Here is a 24057-nt window from a genome sequence, read left to right as displayed (position 1 = left end):
TCTGGCCGGCGCATGCTGAATGCGCCAGGCTGGAATAAGACCTTCAATCTGATGACGATGCTGTAACAAAGTGAGCCTTTATGACTGACAAATCTATTCCGTTCTCGGTGCTCGATCTGGCGCCGATCCCGCAAGGAGCCTCTGCGCGAGAAGCCTTCTCCCACTCTTTAGACCTGGCGCAGCTGGCTGAAAAACGCGGCTATTACCGCTACTGGCTGGCGGAGCACCACAATATGGTCGGGATCGCCAGCGCCGCAACCTCGGTGCTTATCGGCTATCTTGCCGCCAACACCACCACGCTGCACCTGGGTTCCGGTGGCGTCATGCTGCCCAACCACGCGCCGCTGGTGATTGCCGAGCAGTTTGGCACCCTGAATACGCTCTATCCCGGACGAATTGACCTTGGGCTCGGCCGCGCGCCGGGCAGCGACCAGCCGACAATGCGCGCGTTGCGCCGCCACATGAGCGGAGATGTCGACAATTTCCCGCGCGATGTTGCCGCTCTGGTGGACTGGTTTGATGCCCGCGATCCTAATCCGCACGTGCGCCCGGTGCCCGGCTACGGGGAAAAGATCCCGGTGTGGCTGCTCGGTTCCAGCCTGTACAGCGCCCAGCTGGCAGCGCAGCTTGGACTACCTTTTGCCTTCGCCTCACACTTCGCGCCGGACATGCTGTTGCAGGCCCTGCATCTCTACCGGACCCAGTTCAAGCCGTCCGCGCGGTTAGCCCAACCGTATGCCATGGTATGCATTAATATCATCGCCGCCGACAGCAATCGTGATGCGGAATTCCTGTTTACCTCGATGCAGCAGGCGTTTGTGAAACTGCGCCGCGGCGAAACCGGCCAGCTACCACCGCCGGTGGAGAATATGCACCAGCTGTGGTCCGCTTCTGAGCAGTACGGCGTGCAGCAGGCGCTGAGCATGTCGCTGGTCGGGGACAAAACCAAGATTCGCCACGGGCTGGAGTCTGTATTGCGTGATACCCAGGCCGACGAGCTGATGGTGAACGGCCAGATCTTCGATCATCAGGCGCGGTTGCATTCGTTTGAGTTAGCGATGCAGGTGAAAGAGGAATTGCTGGGTTAATGTCTGTTTCCGCTTCCCGGCTGGGATGAATACCAACCGGGAAGCGTTGAAATTATTGATAAACAGGCAGGATGTTAAAGCTCGATAAGAAATGGACCACCACGTTTCCGGCACCGAACAGCAGAATCAGCACAATCATCGGCATTCCACCCCAGACGCGAAACTGTGGGCTACCGAAGCGCTTACGTGATGCGCGGGCCAGCAGCGCCGGCACAATCGCCGCCCAGATGGTCGCCGCTAACCCGGCATAACCGATGGCATACAGAAAACCGTCAGGCTGCAGCAGGCCGCCGATCATCGGTGGAACGAAGGTCAGCAGCGCCGTTTTAAAGCGTCCCAGAGCCGAATCATCAAAACCAAACAGATCGGCCAGATAGTCAAACAGGCCCAGCGTCACTCCGAGGAATGAACTGGCAACCGCGAAGTTTGAAAACACGACCAGCAACAGGTCCAGGCTACGGCTGTTGAGCACGCCGCTCAGCGCCTGCACCAGCACATCAATGTTACCGCCTTTCTGCGCGATACCCACAAACTCCGGGCGCGGAATATTGCCCATTGTCACCAGTAACCAGATGACATACAGCCCCAGCGCCAGCAGCGTGCCGTATACCAGACAACGGACGATGGTGCGCGGATCCTTGCCGTAATACTTCATCAGACTCGGCACATTACCGTGATAGCCAAATGACGCCAGGCAAAACGGCAGCGTCATCAGCAGGTACGGCGTGTAGGAGGCATTTTTTTCAGCGACGTTAAACAGCGTGGTCGGTTCAACATGCCCCAGCAGGCTGCCAAAGGTCAGGAAAAAGGTGATGACCTTTGCGCCCAACACAATCGCCGTCATCCGGCTCACCGCTTTGGTGCTCAACCAGACGATAAAAGCGACCAGCAGCGCAAAGCCAAAGCCCGCCGCCCGCGCCGGCACGTCTAGCGAAAGTTCAGAAAACGTATGGTGCAGGATCGAACCGCTGGCCGAAATGTAGGCGTAGGTCAGGATATAAAGGACGAAGGCAATGGAAAGCCCATTAATCAGGTTCCAGCCTTTGCCGAGCAGGTCTTTGGTGATGGTGTCAAAACTGGAACCAATGCGGTAGTTCAGGTTCGCTTCCAGAATCATCAGCCCGGAGTGCAGCATACAGAACCAGGTGAAGACCAGAGCGGCCAGCGACCAGAAGAACCACGCACCGGACATAACCACCGGCAGCGAAAACATTCCTGCGCCAATAATGGTCCCGCCGATAATCACCACGCCGCCAAACAGGGACGGTCGGGTTGCCGTAGTGGTAAGTGTCGCCATTTAACGCAATCTCCAGTCAATCATGCTTTTAGTTATTAACGCGAAGCACTGTACCAGTACACGAGTACAAAAGGAATAAAAAAAGCCCCAATCATCACGATCGGGGCTGTATTATTTACTTTACGCTAGCGGAGTGCGCTAATTACGCATCGCCACCGAAACGACGACGACCAGCGGAATCATCACGGCGCGGTGCAGCTGCATCATCACGACGCGGTGCGCGACCTTCACGACGTTCGCCGCTGAAACGACGACCATCACCACGGCCACCTTCGCGACGCTCACCGCTGAAATTACGGCCGCCTTCACGACGCTCGCCACCGAATGCACGACCGCCTTCGCGACGTTCACCACCGCCACGACGCTCGCCGCCACGGTCCGGACGCGGCTGAGCATCGCCCAGCAGCTGCATGTTCATCGGCTTGTTCAGGATGCGGGTGCGAGTAAAGTGCTGCAGAACTTCGCCCGGCATGCCTTTCGGCAGTTCGATAGTGGAGTGGGTACCAAACAGCTTGATGTTACCGATGTAACGGCTGCTGATGTCGCCTTCGTTAGCGATAGCGCCAACGATGTGACGAACTTCAACACCATCATCACGGCCCACTTCAATGCGATACAGTTCCATATCACCTACGTCACGACGCTCGCGCTTCGGACGATCTTCACCACCACGTTCCGGACGGTCGCCACGCGGGCCACGGTCATTACGATCGTTACGACGTTCGAAACGATCGTCGCGATCGCGGAATTCACGCTTAGGACGCATCGGAGCATCCGGCGGCAGAATCAGCGGACGCTCGCCCTGAGCCATTTTCAGCAGTGCTGCGGCCAGAGTTTCGATATCCAGTTCTTCACCTTCGGCGGACGGCTTGATGTTCGCCAGCAGCGCACGGTACTGATCCAGATCGCTGCTTTCCAGCTGCTGCTGAATTTTCGCGGCGAATTTTTCCAGACGGCGTTTGCCCAGCAGCTCTGCGTTCGGCAGTTCTACTTCTGGAATCGTCAGCTTCATGGTGCGTTCGATGTTACGCAGCAGGCGGCGTTCGCGGTTCTCAACGAACAGCAGCGCACGGCCAGCACGACCCGCACGACCGGTACGGCCGATACGGTGAACGTAAGATTCTGAGTCCATCGGGATGTCGTAGTTAACAACCAGGCTGATACGTTCAACGTCGAGGCCACGAGCCGCAACGTCGGTCGCAATCAGGATGTCCAGACGACCATCTTTCAGACGTTCCAGAGTCTGCTCACGCAGGGACTGGTTCATGTCACCGTTCAGCGCGGCGCTGTTATAGCCGCTACGCTCCAGCGCTTCTGCCACTTCCAGGGTCGCGTTTTTGGTACGAACGAAGATAATCGCCGCATCAAAATCTTCCGCTTCCAGGAAACGCACCAGCGCTTCGTTTTTACGCATACCGTAAGCAGTCCAGTAGCTCTGGCTGATGTCCGGGCGAGTAGTTACGCTGGACTGGATGCGCACTTCCTGCGGCTCTTTCATAAAGCGGCGGGTAATACGACGGATCGCTTCCGGCATAGTGGCAGAGAACAGAGCGGTCTGATGACCTTCTGGGATCTGAGCCATAATTGTTTCTACGTCTTCGATGAAGCCCATGCGCAGCATTTCGTCAGCTTCATCCAGCACCAGACCGCTCAGTTTAGAGAGATCCAGCGTACCGCGCTTCAGGTGGTCCAGCAGACGACCCGGGGTACCGACGACGATCTGTGGTCCCTGGCGCAGTGCACGCAGCTGCACGTCATAACGCTGGCCGCCGTAAAGGGCTACCACGTTTACGCCGCGCATATGTTTAGAGAATTCCGTCATCGCTTCAGCAACCTGTACCGCCAGTTCGCGGGTCGGCGCCAGCACCAGAATTTGCGGTGCTTTGAGCTCAGGATCAAGGTTGTTCAGCAGCGGTAAAGAGAACGCTGCAGTTTTACCGCTACCAGTCTGGGCCATACCCAGAACGTCGCGGCCGCCCAGCAGGTGCGGAATGCACTCAGCCTGGATCGGAGATGGTTTTTCGTAACCCAGATCGTTAAGGGCTTCAAGGATAGGAGCCTTCAGGCCCAGATCTGCAAAAGTGGTTTCGAATTCAGCCATGTAGTACGTGTGCCTCAAAATTAATGGCGGCCAGTCTACATAACTCAACGTGAAAATTTAGAGTAATTTTCATTGAAAAGTGTGAACCGGCTCAAAGTAGGTGTATTAACGAACAACAACGCCCTCACCCGTAAAGGTGATGGCAAACAAAAAATGGGCTGATGTGTGTTCGTCAGCTATTGCTGGTCCGATTCTGCCAGGTCATCTTGCTCCTGGCCCAAGAGCGATAATTCCAACAATGCGTATCGGTGCTCAACGTAGTTGTGAACGTTGTTTGCGACCGCCAGTTTGAACAGTGCCGTAGCGCTGTCCCTGTCCCCCAGACTTAGGTAGTACTTACCTAAATAGAAGTTGGTTTCACTGAGATGCTCAGCGAGCGAGGTGTTATCCGTTGCGTCTGCCTTCAAACGATCCATCAGCGTTTTTTCGCTAATATCGTTAAGGTAGAACTCGACAATGTTCCATCCCCATTGTTCTTTATCCGATTTATCGAAGCGCTGTTTCAGTGCTTCAAGTGCCTGCTTCTCGTCGAGTTTGCGCTCAGCGAGGTAAAGCCACAGACTACGGAAAGGATCATTGGGATCGTCTTGATAAAACGCCAGCAGATCATCTTGCGCTAACTTAGCACGACCGCCGTAATACAGAGCGATGCCGCGATTTAAGTGCGCGTAGTTGTAAGTTGGATCAAGCTCAAGTACAGAATCAAACGCTTCATAGGCAGCATCAAAATTGCCTGCCTGCGTTAAATAAATGCCTAAGTAATTGAATACTTCAGGCATATCTGGTCGGATTGCCAGCGCTTGTGAAAAATCATTTCGCGCTAATGCCCTCAGACCGAGACTATCATACAACACTCCGCGCTCATATAAAAGCTGTGCGCGTTCGTCATCGGTTAAAGCCCGACTGGCAAGAATTTGTTCCATGCGCGCCAGAATCACTTCTTGCTGCAAAGTCGGTTGCAATGGCACCGCGAGGACTGCGTCCTTACGCCAGGCAGAGTTGCTGCATCCTGCCAGCGTGAGAGCTGTCGCCACGAAACACCAGCGCAAAAAAGGCTTCATTTCCCACTCCCGAAGACAACGATTGGATGAACGTCCAGTTCCCCGACTGCAAACAAGGCGTCCTGCCCGTAATAAGCCCTCCGCCAGAGCGGAGGGCAAACGGCAATCTTACTCGCCTTGCTCAGCAGCCGGAGCTTCCGGTGCAGCGGCAGGCTGAGTTTGTTCAGCTGCTTCTTTAATGCTCAGACGAACACGGCCCTGACGGTCAACTTCCAGTACCTTAACCGGTACTTCCTGACCCATCTGCAGGTAGTCAGTCACTTTCTCTACACGCTTATCAGCGATCTGAGAAATATGCACCAGACCTTCTTTACCGCCGCCGATGGCAACGAATGCGCCAAAGTCAACGATACGGGTCACTTTACCATTGTAGACGCGGCCCACTTCGATCTCAGCAGTGATCTCTTCGATACGACGGATAGCGTGCTGTGCTTTGTCGCCATCAGTTGCTGCGATTTTCACGGTACCGTCATCTTCGATTTCGATGGTGGTGCCGGTCTCTTCGGTCAGCGCACGGATAACGGAACCGCCTTTACCGATAACGTCTTTGATCTTGTCCGGGCTGATCTTGATGGTGTGGATACGCGGTGCGAATTCAGAGATATCGCCGCGCGGCGCGTTAATCGCCTGCTCCATAACACCCAGGATGTGCAGACGTGCACCTTTAGCCTGGTTCAGGGCAACCTGCATGATCTCTTTGGTGATACCTTCAATTTTGATATCCATCTGCAGTGCAGAGATACCGTCGCGGGAGCCCGCTACTTTGAAGTCCATATCACCCAGGTGGTCTTCATCACCCAGAATGTCAGACAGAACAACGTAGTTGTCGCCTTCTTTTACCAGGCCCATTGCGATACCAGCAACGGCGGCTTTCACCGGCACGCCAGCATCCATCAGCGCCAGAGAAGCACCACACACGGAAGCCATAGAAGAAGAACCGTTAGATTCGGTGATTTCAGAAACCACACGTACGGTGTACGGGAATTCTTCAGTGGTCGGCATAACGGCCAGCACGCCGCGCTTAGCCAGACGACCGTGACCGATTTCACGACGCTTCGGTGAACCTACCATGCCGGTCTCACCAACGGAGTACGGAGGGAAGTTGTAGTGGAACAGGAAGGAGTCAGTACGCTCGCCCATCAGTTCATCGATGTTCTGTGCATCACGTGCAGTACCCAGGGTCGCGGTAACCAGCGCCTGCGTTTCGCCACGGGTGAACAGTGCAGAACCGTGAGTACGCGGCAGTACGCCGGTACGAACGTCCAGGCCACGGATCATATCTTTTTCACGACCATCGATACGCGGTTCGCCTGCCAGTACGCGGCTACGAACAGCATTTTTCTCGATAGCGTGCAGGATTTCACCCAGTTCGTTAGCGTCCAGGGTTTCGTCTTCTGCAACCAGCGTAGCGATGACTTCAGCTTTGATCGCGTCAATCTGCGCGTAACGCTCTTGCTTGTCGGTGATACGGTAAGCGTCGCTCAGACGAGCTTCAGCCAGTGCAGCAACGCGCGCGTTCAGCGCTTCGTTGACGGCTTCAGGCTGCCAGTCCCAACGCGGTTTGCCCGCTTCTTTCACGAGGTCGTTGATGGTCTGAATAACAATCTGCTGCTGCTCATGGCCAAAGACCACGGCGCCCAGCATCTGGTCTTCGCTCAGCAGTTCTGCTTCGGATTCAACCATCAGTACAGCAGCTTCGGTACCGGCAACAACCAGGTCCAGCTTACTTTCTTTCAGCTCATCCTGAGTCGGGTTCAGTACGTACTGGTCGTTGATGTAGCCAACACGTGCGGAACCGATAGGACCGTTGAATGGGATACCAGACAGGGACAGAGCCGCGGAAGCACCAATCATGGCGACGATATCCGGGTTAACCTGCGGGTTAACGGAAACAACGGTAGCGATAACCTGAACTTCGTTAACGAAGCCTTCCGGGAACAGCGGACGAACCGGGCGGTCAATCAGACGCGCGATCAGGGTTTCGCCTTCGCTTGGACGGCCTTCACGACGGAAGAAACCACCCGGGATTTTACCGGCAGCGTAGGTACGCTCCTGGTAGTTAACGGTCAGCGGGAAGAAGTCCTGACCTGGTTTAGCTTTTTTCTGACCAACAACGGTAACGAATACCGCAGTGTCATCCATGCTCACCATGACGGCGGCACTGGCCTGACGAGCCATCATGCCGGTTTCCAGGGTGACGGTATGTTGGCCGTACTGGAATTTACGAACGATCGGATTTAGCAAGATTCTATCCTTTATATCAATTGGTGACGCTATATCCACGACATAGCATCGTTGACCCGATCTTTTGCATCCTCGCGACTAATGACAACCTTTACCCGTTTCTACAGGTCAAGCCTCTCATTAGCCGCGCGAACCTCTGCACAAAGATCATTAATAGCAACAATACATGAGTTTTTAGTGAATTGCTGCCGCCCGGTCGAAAAAAGGGGCCCTGAGGCCCCTTCTTCTGAAACTCGCAGAATTAGCGACGCAGACCCAGACGCTCGATCAGCGCAGAGTAACGTGCAACATCTTTACGTTTCAGGTAGTCGAGCAGTTTACGACGCTGGGAAACCATGCGCAGCAGACCACGACGGCTGTGGTGATCTTTTTTATGCTCGGAGAAGTGACCCTGCAGATGGTTAATCTGTGCAGTCAGCAGTGCAACCTGAACTTCGGTAGAACCGCTGTCGTTTTCGCCACGACCAAACTCAGAAACGATTTTTGCTTTAGCTTCAACGCTTAGAGACATTTTAAAACTCCAAATTGAAAAGAAAGAAAGGGTGCCGATCTCTAATTCAGCGACCCCCGATGTAACACCCGAAAATGTTAAAACACTTTTGCGGACGTTAAGCGGCGATATTCTACTCGCAGCCGGCTTTTATCGCAAGAACAGCCCTCAAGCTGGGTATTCAACAACCAGGCGACGTGGTGCCACGCGGCCTTCATCGTCAATCTCACCCATCCCGAGAAACGTCCCGGCTTCACCTTCGGTGACACGAACCAGCCCCTGGAACGGCACGCCTGATGTGCGAACCGGGTTACCGTTCTTAAAGTAAACAGCCGATGTTTCTGGAATATTAACCACCGGATAATCCGATGCCGGACTGTCCATCGGCATCAGCAGCGGGTCAAGCAGCTCCGCGGCAGGAATATCCTGCGCGGCGGCCTGTTCGACCAGCGCCTGAAGCTGTTCCAGCGTCACCATCCGCTCAACCGGATATTTGCTGACAGCCAGACGACGCAGGAAAATCACATGCGCGCCGCAGCCCAGCTTCTCACCTAAATCGTCGATAATCGTACGAATATAGGTGCCTTTTGAGCAGTGAATTTCCAGCTCCAGCTCGTCACCTTCATGACGGATAAACAGCAGTTCGTAGACGGTAATCGGGCGGGCTTCACGCGGCACGTCAATCCCCTGACGGGCATATTCGTACAGCTTTTTCCCCTGGTACTTCAGCGCCGAGTACATCGACGGTACCTGCTGGGTTTCGCCACGAAAACTGTCCAGCGCTGCCGCCAGCTGTTCATCGCTAAACGTCAGCGGGCGCTCTTCAACCACCTGACCATCGGCGTCGGAGGTATCGGTGCGCTGCCCGAGTTTGGCAATCACGCGATAGCGCTTATCGGAATCCAGCAGGTACTGAGAGAACTTGGTGGCTTCGCCAAGGCAAACCGGCAGCATGCCGGTTGCCAGCGGATCCAGCGCACCGGTGTGCCCTGCCCGGTTCGCGTTATAAAGACGTTTTACTTTTTGCAGTACATCGTTGCTGGAGGCGCCCTGAGGCTTATCCAGCAGCAGTACGCCGTGCACATCACGACCGCGACGACGAGGACGACTCATTAGTCCTCCTTGCTGTCGTCCGGGTTCACACGACGTTCATCGTCATGTTTCACCACGCTGGTCACCAGGTTGGACATGCGCATCCCTTCGACCAGTGAGTTGTCGTAGAAGAAGGTCAGTTCCGGCACGATACGCAGGCGCATCGCTTTACCCAGCAGAGAACGGATGAAGCCGGATGCTTCCTGTAACGCTTTGATACCCGCTTTAACCGCGGCTTCGTCTTTGTCGTTCAGAAAGGTCACAAACACTTTGGCATAAGCCAGATCGCGGGACATTTCGACGCCAGAGACTGTCGTCATCATACCCAGACGCGGGTCTTTAATTTCACGCTGCAGGATGATAGCAATTTCTTTTTGCATCTCCTGAGCCACACGCTGCGGGCGACCGAATTCTTTCGCCATAATAGATTCTCCAGATAAAGACAAAAAAGGGGCCTTAGCCCCTTTTTAGAATGCGTGCCGGGTGGCGCTGTGCTAACCCGGCCTACCATCAGCAATTAAGCGATAGTACGTTGGATTTCAATGATTTCGAATACTTCGATCATATCGCCAACGCGAACGTCGTTGTAGTTCTTAACACCGATACCACATTCCATGCCGTTACGGACTTCGTTAACGTCATCTTTGAAGCGGCGCAGGGATTCCAGCTCGCCTTCGTAGATAACCACGTTGTCACGCAGAACGCGGATTGGGTTATGACGCTTGATGATACCTTCGGTAACCATACAGCCCGCGATGGCGCCGAATTTCGGCGATTTGAACACATCACGCACTTCAGCCAGACCAATGATCTGCTGTTTCAGTTCCGGAGACAGCATGCCGCTCATCGCTGCTTTCACTTCGTCGATCAGGTTATAGATGACGGAGTAGTAACGCAGATCCAGGCTTTCCGCTTCGATAACTTTACGTGCAGATGCATCAGCACGTACGTTGAAGCCCACCAGGATAGCGTTGGATGCCGCAGCCAGGGTCGCGTCGGTTTCGGTAATACCACCGACACCAGAACCAATGATCTTCACTTTTACTTCGTCGGTGGACAGTTTCAGTAAAGAATCAGAGATCGCTTCCACAGAGCCCTGAACGTCTGCTTTCAGTACCACGTTCACTTCGTGAACTTCGCCTTCAGTCATGTTAGCAAACATGTTCTCAAGCTTGGACTTCTGCTGACGTGCCAGTTTGACTTCGCGGAATTTGCCCTGACGATACAGCGCAACTTCACGCGCTTTTTTCTCGTCACGAACAACGGTCACTTCGTCACCGGCAGCCGGAACACCGGACAGACCGAGGATTTCCACCGGAATGGACGGACCTGCTTCCAGAACTTCCTGACCCAGTTCGTTACGCATTGCACGAACGCGGCCATATTCGAAGCCACACAGAACGATATCGCCTTTGTTCAGAGTACCTTCACGTACCAGAACGGTAGCAACCGGACCACGACCTTTATCCAGGAAGGATTCGATAACCGCACCGCTTGCCATACCCTTACGAACGGCTTTCAGCTCCAGAACTTCAGCCTGCAGCAGGATGGCGTTCAGCAGATCGTCGATACCGGTACCGGCTTTCGCAGATACTGGGATGAACTGAGATTCGCCGCCCCACTCTTCCGGCATAACGCCGTACTGAGACAGTTCGTTTTTAACACGATCCATGTCAGCTTCTGGTTTGTCGATTTTGTTCACTGCAACGACTACCGGTACCTGCGCTGCTTTCGCGTGCTGGATAGCTTCGATAGTTTGCGGCATCACGCCATCATCGGCAGCAACAACCAGAACAACGATATCCGTTGCCTGAGCACCACGAGCACGCATGGAGGTAAACGCGGCGTGACCCGGGGTATCCAGGAAGGTGATCATCCCGTTTTCAGTTTCAACGTGATATGCACCAATGTGCTGGGTAATGCCACCCGCTTCGCCAGATGCCACTTTCGTTGAACGAATGTAGTCCAGCAGCGAGGTTTTACCGTGGTCAACGTGACCCATAATGGTCACAACCGGTGCACGGGCTTCTGCCGCAGCGCCAGTATCACGGTCGCTCATTACCGCTTCTTCCAGCTCGTTTTCACGACGCAGGATAACTTTGTGACCCATCTCTTCGGCAACCAGCTGTGCGGTTTCCTGGTCGATGACCTGGTTGATGGTCGCCATTGCGCCCAGCTTCATCATTGCTTTGATGACCTGAGAACCTTTGACGGCCATTTTGTTGGCCAGGTCACCCACGGTGATGGTTTCGCCAATGATAACGTCACGGTTTACAGCCTGCGCAGGCTTCTGGAAGCCCTGTTGCAGAGAAGAACCTTTACGCTTACCACCTTTACCGCCACGAACGGCTGCACGAGCCTCTTCACGGTCGGCTTTGGATTCTGCGTGCTTGTTACCTTTCTTCTGAGGACGTGCGGCTTTGGCGTTACGGCCACGGCCACGACCACCTTCAACTTCGCGGTCATTGTCATCTTCAGCCTGACGGGCATGCTGAGAGGTGGTCACGTGGTAATCGCTGGTGTCTTCAGTCGGCTCGGCATTCACACCATTTTTCTCATTTTCTTCGGCCATGCGGCGGGCATCTTCCGCAACACGACGCGCTTCTTCTTCAAGCTTACGACGCGCTTCTTCTTCAGATTTGCGCTTCAGCTCTGCTGATTCGTTTTCACGGCGGATCTTTTCAGCCTGGGCGGTTTTGGTCATATCGTCGGTTTGTTGATTGCTCACTTTGTCTTTTTCCGCGGCTTCACGTTTCGCTTTCTCAGCGACTTCACGTTTAGCTTGTTCTGCGGCCTCGCGTTCAGCTTTTAATTGCGCCTCTCGCTTGGCAGTTTCTTCTGCTTCACGATGGGCTTGCTCTTCCGCTTCACGCTGCGCCTGCTCTTCCGCGGCAAGGCGTTCTGCCTCTTGCGGATCGCGTTTCACAAAGGTGCGTTTCTTGCGGACTTCGATTTGTACCGATTTACTCTTTCCACCGGTACCTGGAATATTCAACGTGCTACGCGTTTTGCGCTGCAGCGTTAACTTGTCGGGCGCCGAGCCGTGTTCACGGTTCAGGTGCGACAACAAGGTCTGTTTCTCTTGCGCTGTCACAGAATCATCAGCCGATTTGCGAATCCCTGCATCAGCAAACTGCTGTATCAGGCGATCCACAGAGGTCTGAATCTCTGAGGCCAGCGCTTTAATGGTCACATCTGTCATGCTGTTCCTTCCTGCTACAGTTTATTACGCTTCGTCGCCGAACCAACAAATATTACGGGCGGCCATGATGAGCTCTCCGGCTTTTTCGTCGGTCAACCCTTCGATATCAGCCAGATCATCAATGCCCTGCTCGGCGAGATCTTCCAGCGTACAAACGCCACGGGCAGCCAGTTTGAAAGCCATCAAACGTTCTAAACCTTCCAGATTCAGTAAATCTTCAGCAGGTTTAGTATCTCCCAGGCTTTCTTCCTGAGCCAGCGCCAACGTGGTCAGCGCGTTTTTCGCACGCTCACGAAGTGCTTCAACGGTGTCTTCATCGAGACCGTCGATTTCCAGCAGTTCTTTTACCGGCACATAGGCCAGTTCTTCCAGCGTAGCGAAGCCTTCTTCAACCAACATCGTGGCGAAATCTTCATCAATATCAAGATATTTAGTGAAGGTATCGATCGCCGCGTGGGCTTCAGCCTGATGTTTCGCCTGCAGATCATCAACGGTCATGACGTTGAGTTCCCAGCCGCTCAGCTGCGAGGCCAGACGGACGTTCTGACCGTTACGGCCAATCGCCTGCGCCAGGTTACCCGCTTCAACCGCGATATCCATGGTGTGTTTATCTTCATCAACCACGATAGACGCGACATCAGCCGGAGCCATTGCGTTAATCACGAACTGCGCCGGGTTATCATCCCACAGGACGATATCGATACGCTCGCCGCCCAGTTCGGTAGAAACCGCCTGAACGCGCGCGCCACGCATACCAACGCAAGCGCCAACCGGGTCGATACGCTTATCGTTAGTTTTTACTGCAATCTTCGCACGAGAGCCAGGATCGCGGGCAGCCGCTTTAATTTCGAGCACTTCTTCGCCGATTTCTGGCACTTCAATGCGGAACAGTTCGATCAGCATTTCCGGCTTGGAACGAGTGACGAACAGCTGAGCACCACGAGCTTCCGGACGAACAGCGTAAAGAACGCCGCGAATACGGTCGCCAGGACGGAAGTTTTCACGCGGCAGCATATCTTCACGCAGGATCACGGCTTCAGCATTGCTGCCCAGATCCAGAGTGATGTTATCGCGGTTTACCTTCTTCACCACGCCAGTGATGATTTCACCTTCGTGCTCACGGAACTGATCAACCACCATGGCGCGCTCAGCTTCACGCACTTTCTGCACGATAACCTGTTTCGCGGTCTGCGTGGTGATACGGTCGAAGGTGACGGATTCAATCTGGTCTTCAACGAAGTCGCCAGGATTCATGCTTTCGTCTTCGTAGCGCGCCGCTTCCAGCGTGATTTCGCGCGTTGGCTGGGTCACTTCTTCAACGACCAACCAGCGACGGAAAGTGTCAAAATCACCGCTACGACGATCGATGCTTACACGCACATCGATCTCTTGTTCGTATTTTTTCTTGGTTGCCGTTGCCAGTGCACTTTCCAGTGCTTCGAAAATCTTTTCGCGCGGCAGCGCTTTTTCGTTGGAAACGGCTTCAACAACAGCCAAAATTTCTTTGTTCATCGGGGCCTTTCACCTCAATCCAGACTGTTAAAAGTGGGGAACCAGGTTCGCCTTCTGGATGTTACTCAGCGCGAACACTTCATCTTTGCCTTCAACGGTTACCGTGATCATTTCACCGTCTACCGCTTTGATAATGCCCTGCCATTTGCGACGGTTCTGCACCGCCATACGCAGTACCAGCGAGACTTCCTCACCGGAAAAACGCGCGTAGTGTTCGGCGGTAAACATCGGGCGATCAAGACCAGGTGAAGACACTTCCAGGTTGTAAGCTACGGTGATTGGATCTTCGACATCCATGACAGCGCTGACCTGGTGGCTCACATCAGCACAATCATCAACATTGATGCCATCATCACTATCAATATAGATGCGCAGTGTGGACGTGCGACCGCGAACGAATTCGATGCCGACCAGCTCAAAGCCAAGCGCTTCAACCGGCGCAGTGAGCATCTCTGTTAATTTTTGCTCTAATGTGGACAAACCCACCCCCAAGACATAAAAAAAGGGCGTATCGCCCAGTTATTCTGAAGTCAGATAACAAAAAACCCCGATAAATCGGGGTTTTAGATAACTGAACCCTGCGATCGCAACTGCGATCTGGAACACCTTCCAGGAGAATTCTTTCAAATTCGGCTACGAAGGACCAGGTCCTCACAGTATATTTGAAAAAGTACTCAATGGGAAAGTGGTTGCGGGGGCCGGATTTGAACCGACGACCTTCGGGTTATGAGCCCGACGAGCTACCAGGCTGCTCCACCCCGCGCCTGAAACGTGGCATATTTTACTCTTAATGAGTAAAAGACGCAAATACTGCTGGGATTTGGTACCGAGGACGGGACATAAAATCGTGGTAAAGTTTATTGATAAACCCTATATTTTGTCAACATGTATTTCGTCATGTCCTGTTCCCATTTGTGCTGTCATTTCGCTCTTTTTTAGCAAAAAAGCAATGAATCACTTCCTGTCATCCGCAAAAGATGATTAAATGAAAACTCACAATTAATGCATAAACATGCAATAAAAAGTTGTTCCACTTGATGCTATTGTTACCGCCACTTTGGGCACGGAAAGCGCGCAGTCACCAGAGCAGCGTCAATGTTCGTCACGATTATGTGCGATGTCCGGAAAAAAAACGGCAGGCAGAATAGTCAAATGGGACAGGTTTTACGACTTGATAAACCGAACTCACAACAGTCTATCTAGCAGGGTTTTATTTTATGACGACGATTCTTAAGCATCTCCCGGTTGGTCAACGCATTGGTATCGCTTTCTCTGGTGGACTGGATACCAGCGCCGCACTGCTGTGGATGCGCAAAAAAGGCGCAGTGCCTTATGCCTATACCGCGAACCTGGGTCAGCCGGACGAAGAGGACTACGATGCGATTCCTCGTCGCGCCAAAGAGTACGGTGCCGAAGGCGCTCGTCTGATCGACTGCCGTAAGCAGCTGGTCGCAGAAGGTATCGCCGCTATCCAGTGTGGCGCGTTCCACAATACCACCGGTGGCCTGACCTACTTTAACACCACCCCGCTGGGTCGTGCGGTAACAGGTACCATGCTGGTTGCGGCAATGAAAGAAGACGGCGTGAACATCTGGGGTGACGGCAGTACTTATAAAGGCAACGATATCGAACGCTTCTATCGTTATGGCCTGCTCACCAACGCCGAACTGAAAATCTACAAACCGTGGCTGGATAGCGACTTTATCGATGAGCTGGGCGGCCGTCAGGAGATGTCTGAGTTTATGATCGCCTGCGGCTTTGACTACAAAATGTCTGTAGAAAAAGCCTACTCAACCGACTCCAACATGCTGGGCGCCACCCATGAAGCGAAAGATCTGGAGTTTCTGAACTCCAGCGTCAAAATCGTTAACCCGATTATGGGCGTCAAATTCTGGGATGAGAGCGTAAAAATTCCGGCTGAAGAAGTCACCATCCGTTTTGAGCAGGGTCACCCTGTGGCATTGAACGGTAAAACCTTCAGCGATGATGTTGAGCTGATGCTTGAAGCGAACCGCATCGGTGGCCGTCATGGTCTGGGTATGAGCGACCAGATTGAAAACCGCATCATCGAAGCAAAAAGCCGTGGCATCTACGAAGCCCCGGGGATGGCGCTGCTGCATATCGCCTACGAGCGTCTGCTGACCGGCATCCACAACGAAGATACCATCGAGCAGTATCATGCTCACGGTCGTCAGTTAGGTCGTCTGCTGTATCAGGGTCGTTGGTTTGACTCGCAGGCGCTGATGCTGCGTGACGCGCTGCAACGTTGGGTGGCGAGCGCCATCACTGGCGAAGTCACGCTGGAACTGCGTCGCGGTAACGACTACTCCATCCTGAACACCGTCTCCGACAACCTGACCTACAAGGCAGAGCGTTTAACGATGGAAAAAGGTGACTCGATGTTCTCCGCGGAAGACCGTATTGGCCAGCTGACAATGCGTAATCTGGATATCACCGACACCCGTGACAAACTGTTTGGTTACGCGCAATCGGGTCTGCTGACCGCCTCTTCGGCGACCGGCCTTCCTCAGGTTGAGAATCTGGAAAACAGAGACAAATAAGCTATTTTTCCCTGTGCACTAAGCCGACGCTAATCCGTCGGCTTTTTACTGTGATGTGCTACCATCGATGTGCAAATGACGGCCCGAAAATTTTTACCTGTCGCAATTTCTTATAATTGTTGTCTATAATCAGCCGAATACATTTATCCTTGACCCCGTGAGGATCACAATGAATATTAATCCCCCGGTCAGGCCAAACCAGGCAATCAACCGTCTTCTGGAAATGCTCGAACCGTACGCGACACCAATGAATGTCGTCGCCAGAAAAAGGCTGACCCCAAGCTATAAAGGCAAGACGCAGCTCTATCTTTTAAAAAAAGGTGAGCTATCGGTCATTCGTTCTTCCGACAAATTATTGATTGTGACGGTCTATGAACCGCATCTGTTTGGCGTAGCGGAAATATTGCAACCCAGCCATAGCCATGCCCTGCGCGCTGAAGTCGCCTCCGATGTGTTGCGAATCGACAGCGAGCACGCCATCAAACTGTTCCGCGAACATAATCTGTGGGAAGAGGTCACTCGCCTGCTGGCCTACCACACCTCTTACCTGGTGTATCGCGACGATCTGGTATTACAGCAACGCACCTATTCGGTTATCCGCAATCATCTGATGGAGATGCTGCTGTTACCGGAAGAGACACGCTTACGCGTCTCCATTCTTGAATATATCCAGGACCGTACCCACCTTTCACGCAGCAGTATTCTCAATGTCCTGTCGGCGTTAAAAAAGGGAGGCTACATTGAGTTCGCCCGTGGCGGTTATCTGCAAAACGTAAATTCACTTCCTGAGAAATTCTGATTAGCCATCACGCTATTTATCGCTTATCTATCGTCGTCGCGCCGGGTACCGGCAAGCGAATTTAAATTTAAACAAACAAACGATAACGACAAGCGATAAATACTTTTATTCTGAGCCCCTGTATTTATCACACTGAAAAGTGTACTGAAAGCTGAAAAACAGGCTCAGAAATAGCGATGGTATTCCCTGCTCCGCTCACCAGACGTGCTTCGGTACACAAGTGGACGGAAAGACATGCGCTTTCAGCTATCCCTGAAGACGCATAGCGGATTAAACCGGTCTGATTCTTGATATCACATGTTCCGTTGTCGGAGCACGCCTGCCACGCTTCCAGTCATCAGCAAAGCATAAGTATCGTTCTCCCTGCCGTGCTGGTGATAACGGAAAGCGCTTCAGCTAATAACGATTAAACCCAAAAAACCGTTAATCATTTGCCCGAACGCTCGTATCGGGTATTTTTTTACCTGAAGGAATTCAACAATGAGCATGATCACTCCGAAATCAGTTCTGTTAGTTGCAGCGCTCAGCGCAAGCAGTGCTGCCTGCGCATCCGTCAATTTGCACGGCGAGGCGGGAGAGGAGTTCACTAACCTCTCCGCCAGTTTCGGCGCGGAAGATCCGGGCATGACGTTCAACGGTAACTGGGCACACAGCGATAACGATGGTGATGTTGCCGGGTTAGGCATGGGTTATAACTTCAACCTCGGTCCGTTTCTTTTGACCCTTGGAGGAAAAGCGCTGTACCTGAATCCGAAAGATGGCGATGAAGGCTATGCGGTCGCGATGGGTGGCGGTGCACAGCTGCCGTTGGGGGATTTCTTTACCCTGTTTGGTGAAACCTATTATTCCCCGGATTCCATGTCCAGCGGCGTCGACGACTATGTCGAAGCTAACGCCGGGGTGCGGGTGAACGTTATTAAATCGCTGAGTATTGAAGCAGGATATCGCTATATCGATATGGCGGGGAAAAACAGCCATCGCGATAACACCCTCGCCGATGGTGCTTATGCGGGCTTCAACTTCCGTTTCTGATAGCATGCAAAAGGGATTGCCGCTGGCAATCCCTTATTCACTTAAGCAACCGCGGGTACGGTTTTCAGTAGCCGGTTAATCACCTGCAGGCCTGCAATATTGTTCTCTTTACGATAAACCTCATTCATCGCAGACATCTGTTCCAGTTTCGTCAGTGCGCTATAGACATGGAACGCATCACTGTCTTTATCAAAGATGTCTTTCTTCGAGACATCCTGCAAGTAGTTATCTTTGAGTGACTGGCTCAGGCTACTAATCAGCGCAGTATTATCCTGAAAACAGCTCACGACCGCCTGACCACTTTGTCCTGAAGGTTGTGTATCACTATGTAATACCGGCACCGTTAAGGTATTAATGGTATCGACCGTATCCGCCGATGGCGTGGTACTGCATCCGGACAAACACAGGACGCCTGCAATAATGAACGACCTGAACTTCTTCATCTGCGTCACTTCACCTCTTCTGAATAGATGGGCGCGACTTTAGCGATTACGCAGGGATCAAGACCAGTGAAGAGTTATTTATAAATAAACAAACGCAAACTACAGACGAAAAAAAAGACGCTTTTCAGCGTCTTTCTTTCGGAATATTGGTACCGAGGATGGGACTCGAACCCACAAGCCCGTTAGGGCACTACCACCTCAAGGTAGCGTGTCTACCAATTCCACCACCTCGGTACAGAAATCTTAGTGCGGGATATCGCTGCTCGGCTGTGCCGGTGCTGCGGGTTGAGTCTGCTCAGTTTTCGGCGCGCTCAGGTTATCCCACTCACTTCCTTTATTGGTCTTGTTGCTATTGATATTACCCAGCACCAGACTGATGATGAAGAACAACGCTGCCAGGATACCTGTCATGCGGGTCATGAAGTTACCAGAACCGCTGGATCCAAACAACGTGCCGGAAGCGCCTGCTCCGAAGGAGGCTCCCATATCAGCGCCTTTACCTTGCTGCAGCATGATCAGGCCAACGAGACCAATCGCCACAATAAGGAAAACAACTAAAAGAGCTTCTTGCATAATCAACCTGTTCCTTGCGGATTCGCCGCATACCAATTGCTTCAACCAATAAAGCGGGACGTATTAACGTTTCCCACTGAAGCGGGTGTGAATACTAACCAAAGCGAATGACCTTCGCAAGGGCAATTTCGGTGCATTGTATCAACTGCGGAAAAAAACAGCAAAAAGCGCTTTTGGGTCGAAGAAAAAGGCGGCAAACGCCGCCTTTTTAAACACATAGAACCACATCAACCTACATGATTATCGCCCTGCTCCGGGTCACCCGGCTAAACAGGTCAGCGAAGCACATTGGCTTAATCAGGCGTTTTTCACTGCATCTGCGATCCGGTGCGCAAATTCATGCACCTGCTCTTCGTGCTCACCTTCAACCATCACGCGAATTAACGGCTCGGTACCCGATTTACGCAGCAGCACGCGACCGCGGTTACCTAATGCCGCTTCCACTTCCGCCATGACCGCTTTGACGTTTTCATGCTCCAGCGGATTGCCGCTGCCTTCGGTGAAGCGCACGTTAACCAGAATTTGCGGGAACATTTTCATGCCGCTGCACAAGTCATGCAGGCTCATGTGGTTACGCACCATCGCCGCAACAACCTGCAGGCTGGCAACGATACCGTCACCGGTCGTGGTTTTGTCCAGCAGGATAACGTGGCCTGAGTTTTCGGCACCAATACGCCAGCCTTTTTCCTGCAGCTTCTCGAGGACATAGCGGTCGCCCACTTTTGCCCGAACAAACGGGATCCCCAGCTGCTTGAGCGCCAGCTCCAGACCCATGTTGCTCATCAGTGTTCCCACCGCGCCACCGCGCAGCTGGCCCTGACGCAGCCCTTCACGGGCGATGATGTACAGAATCTGGTCGCCGTCGACCTTGTTACCTTCATGGTCGACCATAATAACGCGGTCGCCATCACCATCGTAGGCAATCCCAAGATCGGCTTTTTCTGCCAATACCCGCGCCTGCAGGGCGCGCACATCGGTCGCCCCGACCTCTTCATTGATATTGAGACCGTTAGGTTCGCAACCCATTGCAATCACCTGAGCACCCAGCTCACGGAACACATTCGGTGCGATGTGATAGGTCGCACCGTGCGCGCAATCAACCACGACTTTCAGGGCATTCAGGCTCAGTTCGTTCGGGAAGGTGCCTTTGCAGAACTCAATGTAGCGGCCGGCCGCATCGACAATACGGCTGGCTTTACCTAACTCTGCAGAATCGACGCAGGTCAGTTCTTTTTCCATTTCGGCTTCGATGGCTTCTTCGACATTGTCCGGCAGCTTGGTACCTTCAATGGAGAAGAACTTGATGCCGTTATCATAGAACGGGTTATGCGAAGCCGAAATCACAATCCCGGCTTCCGCGCGGAAGGCACGCGTCAGGTAAGCCACCGCTGGCGTTGGCATTGGGCCGGTAAAAGAGGCCGACAACCCTGCGGCCGCCAGTCCTGCTTCCAGCGCCGATTCCAGCATATAGCCGGAGATACGGGTATCTTTACCGATGATGATTTTCCGTGAACCGTGACGCGCCAGTACCTTACCCGCCGCCCAGCCCAGCTTGAGTACGAATTCCGGAGTAATAGGTGAATCGCCTACGCGGCCACGGATACCATCGGTGCCAAAATATTTGCGGTTACTCATAACGTTTATTTTCCTTTGTGCTCAGAGTGGCTTCCACCACGCGTAGCGCTTCTACCGTTTCTTTGACGTCATGGACGCGAATGATCTGCGCGCCCTGCATCGCTGCAATTACTGCACAAGCCAGACTGCCGCTGAGGCGTTCCGTCGGTCCGACGTTGAGCAACTGACCCACCATCGACTTACGCGACATACCGACCAACAGGGGGAGACCGAAATGATGGAACTCACCAAGTCGAGCAAGCAGCTCATAATTATGGGAAAGATTTTTACCGAAACCGAATCCTGGGTCGAGCAACAATTTCTCTTTTGCGATGCCGGCCTGCTCGCAGCGCACGATATGCTCGGTGAAAAAGTGGACAACATCGGCAAAGACATCGTCATACTTCGGCGCTTCCTGCATGGTTTTCGGCTGGCCCTGCATATGCATCAGGCATACCGGCAGCCCGGTTTGCGCGGCGGCTTCTAAGGCGCCTGGTTCGGTCAGCGAGCGGATATCGTTAATAATATGCGCCCCTGCCCGCGCGGACTCGCGGATCACTTCAGGTTTCGAGGTATCCACAGAAATCCAGACTTCGAAACGCTGAGCAATAGCCTCCACCACCGGGATAACGCGCGCTAACTCTTCCTCGACGCTGACATCTAACGCACCAGGGCGCGTCGATTCACCACCGATATCAATGATAGTCGCTCCCGCATTAATCATCAGGTTGGCATGTTTTACCGCTTCTACCAGCGAATTATGCGTGCCGCCGTCAGAGAAGGAGTCGGGAGTCACGTTAAGGATCCCCATCACGTGTGGATGGGAGAGGTCGAGGATTGAGCCCTGGGCTGCGAGTTTCATCACGAAATCCCTGAATCAGGAAAGGTTAATAAAAAGAAAAACCCCGGAGCGGCGGACGCCCCGGGGTTTCGATATCTACAACAGCATCAACAGCGGCTAACTTATTTGTCGCCCAGCTGCTCTGACATGGTGCCGCCCGGGTTCGGCGTACGCGGTTCATCGACCGGACGCGGCGCACTCGGCGTACCATTGCTGCCAGAATTATTGCTGCCGTTCGGATCTTCCCAGCCAGCCGGCGGGCGAACGTCACGACGAGCCATCAGGTCATCAATCTGCGGTGCATCGATGGTCTCATATTTCATGAGCGCATCTTTCATCGAATGCAGGATGTCCATGTTGTCGTTCAGAATCTGACGAGCACGATTGTAGTTACGTTCAACCAGTGATTTCACTTCCTGGTCGATGATACGTGCAGTCTCATCGGACATATGCTTCGCTTTCGCGACGCTACGGCCCAGGAAGACTTCGCCTTCTTCTTCCGCATACAGCAGCGGACCGAGTTTGTCAGAGAAGCCCCACTGCGTCACCATGTTACGTGCCAGATTAGTCGCGACTTTAATGTCGTTAGACGCACCGGTAGAAACATGTTCCACGCCGTAGATAATCTCTTCTGCCAGACGGCCACCGTACAGGGTTGAAATCTGACTTTCCAGTTTCTGACGGCTGGCGCTGATAGCATCGCCTTCCGGCAGGAAGAAGGTCACACCCAACGCGCGACCGCGTGGGATAATCGTTACCTTGTGGACCGGATCGTGCTCTGGTACCAGACGGCCGATAATCGCGTGGCCCGCTTCGTGGTAAGCGGTAGATTCTTTCTGCGCTTCCGTCATCACCATGGAGCGACGTTCCGCACCCATCATGATTTTGTCTTTCGCTTTTTCGAACTCAACCATCGAGACGACGCGTTTGTTGCCACGGGCAGCAAACAGTGCCGCTTCGTTGACCAGGTTTGCCAGGTCAGCACCGGAGAAGCCTGGAGTACCGCGCGCAATGATGGCCGCATCGATATCTGGCGACAGCGGGACGCGACGCATGTGAACTTTCAGAATCTGTTCACGACCGCGAACATCCGGCAGCCCCACCACAACCTGACGGTCGAAACGACCAGGACGCAGCAGCGCAGGGTCAAGAACGTCAGGACGGTTAGTTGCAGCGATAACAATGATGCCTTCGTTGCCTTCAAAACCATCCATCTCAACCAGCATCTGGTTAAGTGTCTGTTCACGTTCATCGTGACCACCGCCCAGACCCGCGCCACGCTGGCGGCCTACGGCGTCGATTTCATCGATGAAGATAATGCACGGTGCTGCTTTCTTAGCTTGTTCGAACATGTCACGCACACGGGATGCGCCCACACCAACAAACATTTCTACGAAGTCAGAACCTGAAATTGTGAAGAACGGTACTTTTGCTTCACCAGCGATAGCTTTCGCCAGCAGCGTTTTACCGGTACCCGGAGGGCCGACCATCAGGACGCCTTTCGGGATTTTACCGCCCAGCTTCTGGAAACGGCTCGGTTCACGCAGGTATTCAACCAGCTCACCGACTTCCTCTTTCGCTTCATCGCAACCGGCGACATCAGCAAAAGTGGTTTTGATCTGGTCTTCCGTCAGCATTCGGGCTTTGCTTTTGCCGAAGGACATCGCGCCCTTTCCGCCGCCGCCCTGCATTTGCCGCATAAAGAAGATCCAGACGCCGATCAGCAACAGCATCGGGAACCAGGAAATGAAGATGGAAGCCAGCAGGCTCGGCTCTTCCGGCGGTTCGCCAACCACTTTGACGTTTTTCGTCAACAGGTTATCGAGCAGCTTCGGATCGTTAACCGGAATGTAAGTCGTGTAACGGTTACTATCTTTCTTGGTAACGTTGATCTCACGTCCGTTGATACGCGCTTCGCGAACCTGATCCTGGTTGACCTCCTGCAGGAAGGTTGAATAATCCACCTTACGGCCATTAGACTCGCTGGGCCCAAAGCTCTGGAATACTGACATCAGCACAACGGCAATGACCAGCCAGAGTATTAGGTTTTTCGCCATGTCACTCAAGGGATTAACCTCTTATTACAACTGTGTTAAAAACAGCGTCA

20 protein-coding genes and 2 tRNA genes are annotated in these 24057 nt (G+C 53.3%); 4 read left to right on the top strand and 18 right to left on the bottom strand.

The window, feature by feature from the left end; all coding sequences use genetic code 11:
* Positions 1-80 precede the first annotated feature (80 nt).
* The gene (locus HF679_RS21360) at positions 81-1088 is read left to right on the top strand and encodes a luciferase-like monooxygenase (protein WP_123756339.1); all 1008 of its coding nucleotides are present in this window, start codon (positions 81-83) and stop codon (positions 1086-1088) included.
* A 52-nt stretch (positions 1089-1140) separates the two neighbouring features.
* On the opposite strand, the gene mtr is transcribed toward HF679_RS21360, so the two are convergent.
* From mtr to HF679_RS21300, 12 genes are all read right to left on the bottom strand, one after another.
* Positions 1141-2385 (bottom strand): tryptophan permease, encoded by a 1245-nt coding sequence (gene mtr / locus HF679_RS21355; protein ID WP_187042362.1) that lies wholly within the window; start codon positions 2383-2385, stop codon positions 1141-1143.
* 142 nt (positions 2386-2527) lie between these two features.
* Positions 2528-4486 (bottom strand): DEAD/DEAH family ATP-dependent RNA helicase, encoded by a 1959-nt coding sequence (locus HF679_RS21350; RefSeq protein ID WP_123756337.1) that lies wholly within the window; start codon positions 4484-4486, stop codon positions 2528-2530.
* On the bottom strand, positions 4479-4559 hold the full coding sequence (gene yrbN, locus HF679_RS21345; protein WP_099001532.1) for a protein YrbN: 81 nt from the start codon (positions 4557-4559) through the stop codon (positions 4479-4481). The genes HF679_RS21350 and yrbN overlap by 8 nt, the downstream gene beginning before the upstream one ends.
* Positions 4560-4662: 103 nt before the next feature.
* Positions 4663-5547 carry a lipoprotein NlpI gene (gene nlpI / locus HF679_RS21340; protein ID WP_123756336.1) on the bottom strand — a complete coding sequence of 295 codons (885 nt, stop codon included), beginning with the start codon at positions 5545-5547 and terminating at the stop codon, positions 4663-4665.
* Between the two features lie 108 nt (positions 5548-5655).
* Positions 5656-7791, bottom strand: a complete 2136-nt coding sequence (gene pnp / locus HF679_RS21335) for a polyribonucleotide nucleotidyltransferase (protein ID WP_123756335.1) — start codon at positions 7789-7791, stop codon at positions 5656-5658.
* Between the two features lie 241 nt (positions 7792-8032).
* Entirely contained in the window at positions 8033-8302 is a 270-nt protein-coding gene (gene rpsO / locus HF679_RS21330; protein WP_123756334.1) for a 30S ribosomal protein S15, read from the bottom strand.
* Positions 8303-8449: 147 nt separating this feature from the next.
* On the bottom strand, positions 8450-9394 hold the full coding sequence (truB, locus tag HF679_RS21325; protein WP_123756333.1) for a tRNA pseudouridine(55) synthase TruB: 945 nt from the start codon (positions 9392-9394) through the stop codon (positions 8450-8452).
* The gene (rbfA, locus tag HF679_RS21320) at positions 9394-9795 is read right to left on the bottom strand and encodes a 30S ribosome-binding factor RbfA (protein ID WP_004106092.1); all 402 of its coding nucleotides are present in this window, start codon (positions 9793-9795) and stop codon (positions 9394-9396) included. The genes truB and rbfA overlap by 1 nt, the downstream gene beginning before the upstream one ends.
* Positions 9796-9890: 95 nt before the next feature.
* The gene (infB, locus tag HF679_RS21315; protein WP_123756332.1) at positions 9891-12575 is read right to left on the bottom strand and encodes a translation initiation factor IF-2; all 2685 of its coding nucleotides are present in this window, start codon (positions 12573-12575) and stop codon (positions 9891-9893) included.
* A 24-nt stretch (positions 12576-12599) separates the two neighbouring features.
* Positions 12600-14087 carry a transcription termination factor NusA gene (gene nusA / locus HF679_RS21310; RefSeq protein ID WP_123756331.1) on the bottom strand — a complete coding sequence of 496 codons (1488 nt, stop codon included), beginning with the start codon at positions 14085-14087 and terminating at the stop codon, positions 12600-12602.
* 27 nt (positions 14088-14114) lie between these two features.
* Positions 14115-14567, bottom strand: a complete 453-nt coding sequence (rimP, locus tag HF679_RS21305; protein ID WP_148060396.1) for a ribosome maturation factor RimP — start codon at positions 14565-14567, stop codon at positions 14115-14117.
* 206 nt (positions 14568-14773) lie between these two features.
* A tRNA-Met gene (locus tag HF679_RS21300) sits at positions 14774-14850 on the bottom strand.
* Between the two features lie 454 nt (positions 14851-15304).
* On the opposite strand from HF679_RS21300, the gene argG reads away from it, so the two are divergent.
* The 3 genes from argG (at position 15305) to HF679_RS21285 (ending at position 18479) form a co-directional block, all read left to right on the top strand.
* Positions 15305-16648: an argininosuccinate synthase gene (gene argG / locus HF679_RS21295; RefSeq protein WP_123756329.1), complete on the top strand. Its 1344-nt coding sequence runs from the start codon at positions 15305-15307 to the stop codon at positions 16646-16648.
* A 169-nt stretch (positions 16649-16817) separates the two neighbouring features.
* Positions 16818-17447: a winged helix-turn-helix transcriptional regulator gene (locus tag HF679_RS21290; protein ID WP_123756328.1), complete on the top strand. Its 630-nt coding sequence runs from the start codon at positions 16818-16820 to the stop codon at positions 17445-17447.
* A 480-nt stretch (positions 17448-17927) separates the two neighbouring features.
* The gene (locus HF679_RS21285) at positions 17928-18479 is read left to right on the top strand and encodes a YfaZ family outer membrane protein (protein WP_123756327.1); all 552 of its coding nucleotides are present in this window, start codon (positions 17928-17930) and stop codon (positions 18477-18479) included.
* A gap of 41 nt (positions 18480-18520) precedes the next feature.
* On the opposite strand, the gene HF679_RS21280 is transcribed toward HF679_RS21285, so the two are convergent.
* From HF679_RS21280 to ftsH, 6 genes are all read right to left on the bottom strand, one after another.
* Positions 18521-18922 carry a hypothetical protein gene (locus HF679_RS21280; protein WP_123756928.1) on the bottom strand — a complete coding sequence of 134 codons (402 nt, stop codon included), beginning with the start codon at positions 18920-18922 and terminating at the stop codon, positions 18521-18523.
* A 147-nt stretch (positions 18923-19069) separates the two neighbouring features.
* A tRNA-Leu gene (locus tag HF679_RS21275) sits at positions 19070-19156 on the bottom strand.
* Positions 19157-19165: 9 nt separating this feature from the next.
* Complete coding sequence (secG, locus tag HF679_RS21270; RefSeq protein WP_100684841.1) at positions 19166-19495, bottom strand: preprotein translocase subunit SecG; 330 nt, start codon at positions 19493-19495, stop codon at positions 19166-19168.
* A gap of 297 nt (positions 19496-19792) precedes the next feature.
* Positions 19793-21130 carry a phosphoglucosamine mutase gene (gene glmM / locus HF679_RS21265; RefSeq protein WP_123756326.1) on the bottom strand — a complete coding sequence of 446 codons (1338 nt, stop codon included), beginning with the start codon at positions 21128-21130 and terminating at the stop codon, positions 19793-19795.
* Complete coding sequence (gene folP, locus HF679_RS21260) at positions 21123-21971, bottom strand: dihydropteroate synthase (protein WP_187042361.1); 849 nt, start codon at positions 21969-21971, stop codon at positions 21123-21125. The genes glmM and folP overlap by 8 nt, the downstream gene beginning before the upstream one ends.
* Positions 21972-22072: 101 nt before the next feature.
* Entirely contained in the window at positions 22073-24007 is a 1935-nt protein-coding gene (ftsH, locus tag HF679_RS21255; RefSeq protein ID WP_123756324.1) for an ATP-dependent zinc metalloprotease FtsH, read from the bottom strand.
* Between the last annotated feature and the right edge of the window lie 50 nt (positions 24008-24057).

Origin of the sequence: Enterobacter sp. JUb54 (assembly GCF_014298075.1) — a bacterium.
In the GTDB taxonomy this organism is placed as follows: Bacteria; Pseudomonadota; Gammaproteobacteria; order Enterobacterales; family Enterobacteriaceae; genus Klebsiella; species Klebsiella lignicola.
Note: the sequence above shows the minus strand (reverse complement) of the source record. Positions and strands in the feature narration are given on the sequence as shown.

Coding starts and splice junctions, on each gene's coding strand:
- HF679_RS21360 (WP_123756339.1), top strand. CDS start 81: ATGACTGACAAATCTATTCCGTTCTCGGTGCTCGATCTGGCGCCGATC.
- mtr (WP_187042362.1), bottom strand. CDS start 2,385: ATGGCGACACTTACCACTACGGCAACCCGACCGTCCCTGTTTGGCGGC.
- HF679_RS21350 (WP_123756337.1), bottom strand. CDS start 4,486: ATGGCTGAATTCGAAACCACTTTTGCAGATCTGGGCCTGAAGGCTCCT.
- yrbN (WP_099001532.1), bottom strand. CDS start 4,559: ATGAAAATTACTCTAAATTTTCACGTTGAGTTATGTAGACTGGCCGCC.
- nlpI (WP_123756336.1), bottom strand. CDS start 5,547: ATGAAGCCTTTTTTGCGCTGGTGTTTCGTGGCGACAGCTCTCACGCTG.
- rpsO (WP_123756334.1), bottom strand. CDS start 8,302: ATGTCTCTAAGCGTTGAAGCTAAAGCAAAAATCGTTTCTGAGTTTGGT.
- truB (WP_123756333.1), bottom strand. CDS start 9,394: ATGAGTCGTCCTCGTCGTCGCGGTCGTGATGTGCACGGCGTACTGCTG.
- rbfA (WP_004106092.1), bottom strand. CDS start 9,795: ATGGCGAAAGAATTCGGTCGCCCGCAGCGTGTGGCTCAGGAGATGCAA.
- infB (WP_123756332.1), bottom strand. CDS start 12,575: ATGACAGATGTGACCATTAAAGCGCTGGCCTCAGAGATTCAGACCTCT.
- nusA (WP_123756331.1), bottom strand. CDS start 14,087: ATGAACAAAGAAATTTTGGCTGTTGTTGAAGCCGTTTCCAACGAAAAA.
- argG (WP_123756329.1), top strand. CDS start 15,305: ATGACGACGATTCTTAAGCATCTCCCGGTTGGTCAACGCATTGGTATC.
- HF679_RS21290 (WP_123756328.1), top strand. CDS start 16,818: ATGAATATTAATCCCCCGGTCAGGCCAAACCAGGCAATCAACCGTCTT.
- HF679_RS21285 (WP_123756327.1), top strand. CDS start 17,928: ATGAGCATGATCACTCCGAAATCAGTTCTGTTAGTTGCAGCGCTCAGC.
- HF679_RS21280 (WP_123756928.1), bottom strand. CDS start 18,922: ATGAAGAAGTTCAGGTCGTTCATTATTGCAGGCGTCCTGTGTTTGTCC.
- secG (WP_100684841.1), bottom strand. CDS start 19,495: ATGCAAGAAGCTCTTTTAGTTGTTTTCCTTATTGTGGCGATTGGTCTC.
- glmM (WP_123756326.1), bottom strand. CDS start 21,130: ATGAGTAACCGCAAATATTTTGGCACCGATGGTATCCGTGGCCGCGTA.
- folP (WP_187042361.1), bottom strand. CDS start 21,971: ATGAAACTCGCAGCCCAGGGCTCAATCCTCGACCTCTCCCATCCACAC.
- ftsH (WP_123756324.1), bottom strand. CDS start 24,007: ATGGCGAAAAACCTAATACTCTGGCTGGTCATTGCCGTTGTGCTGATG.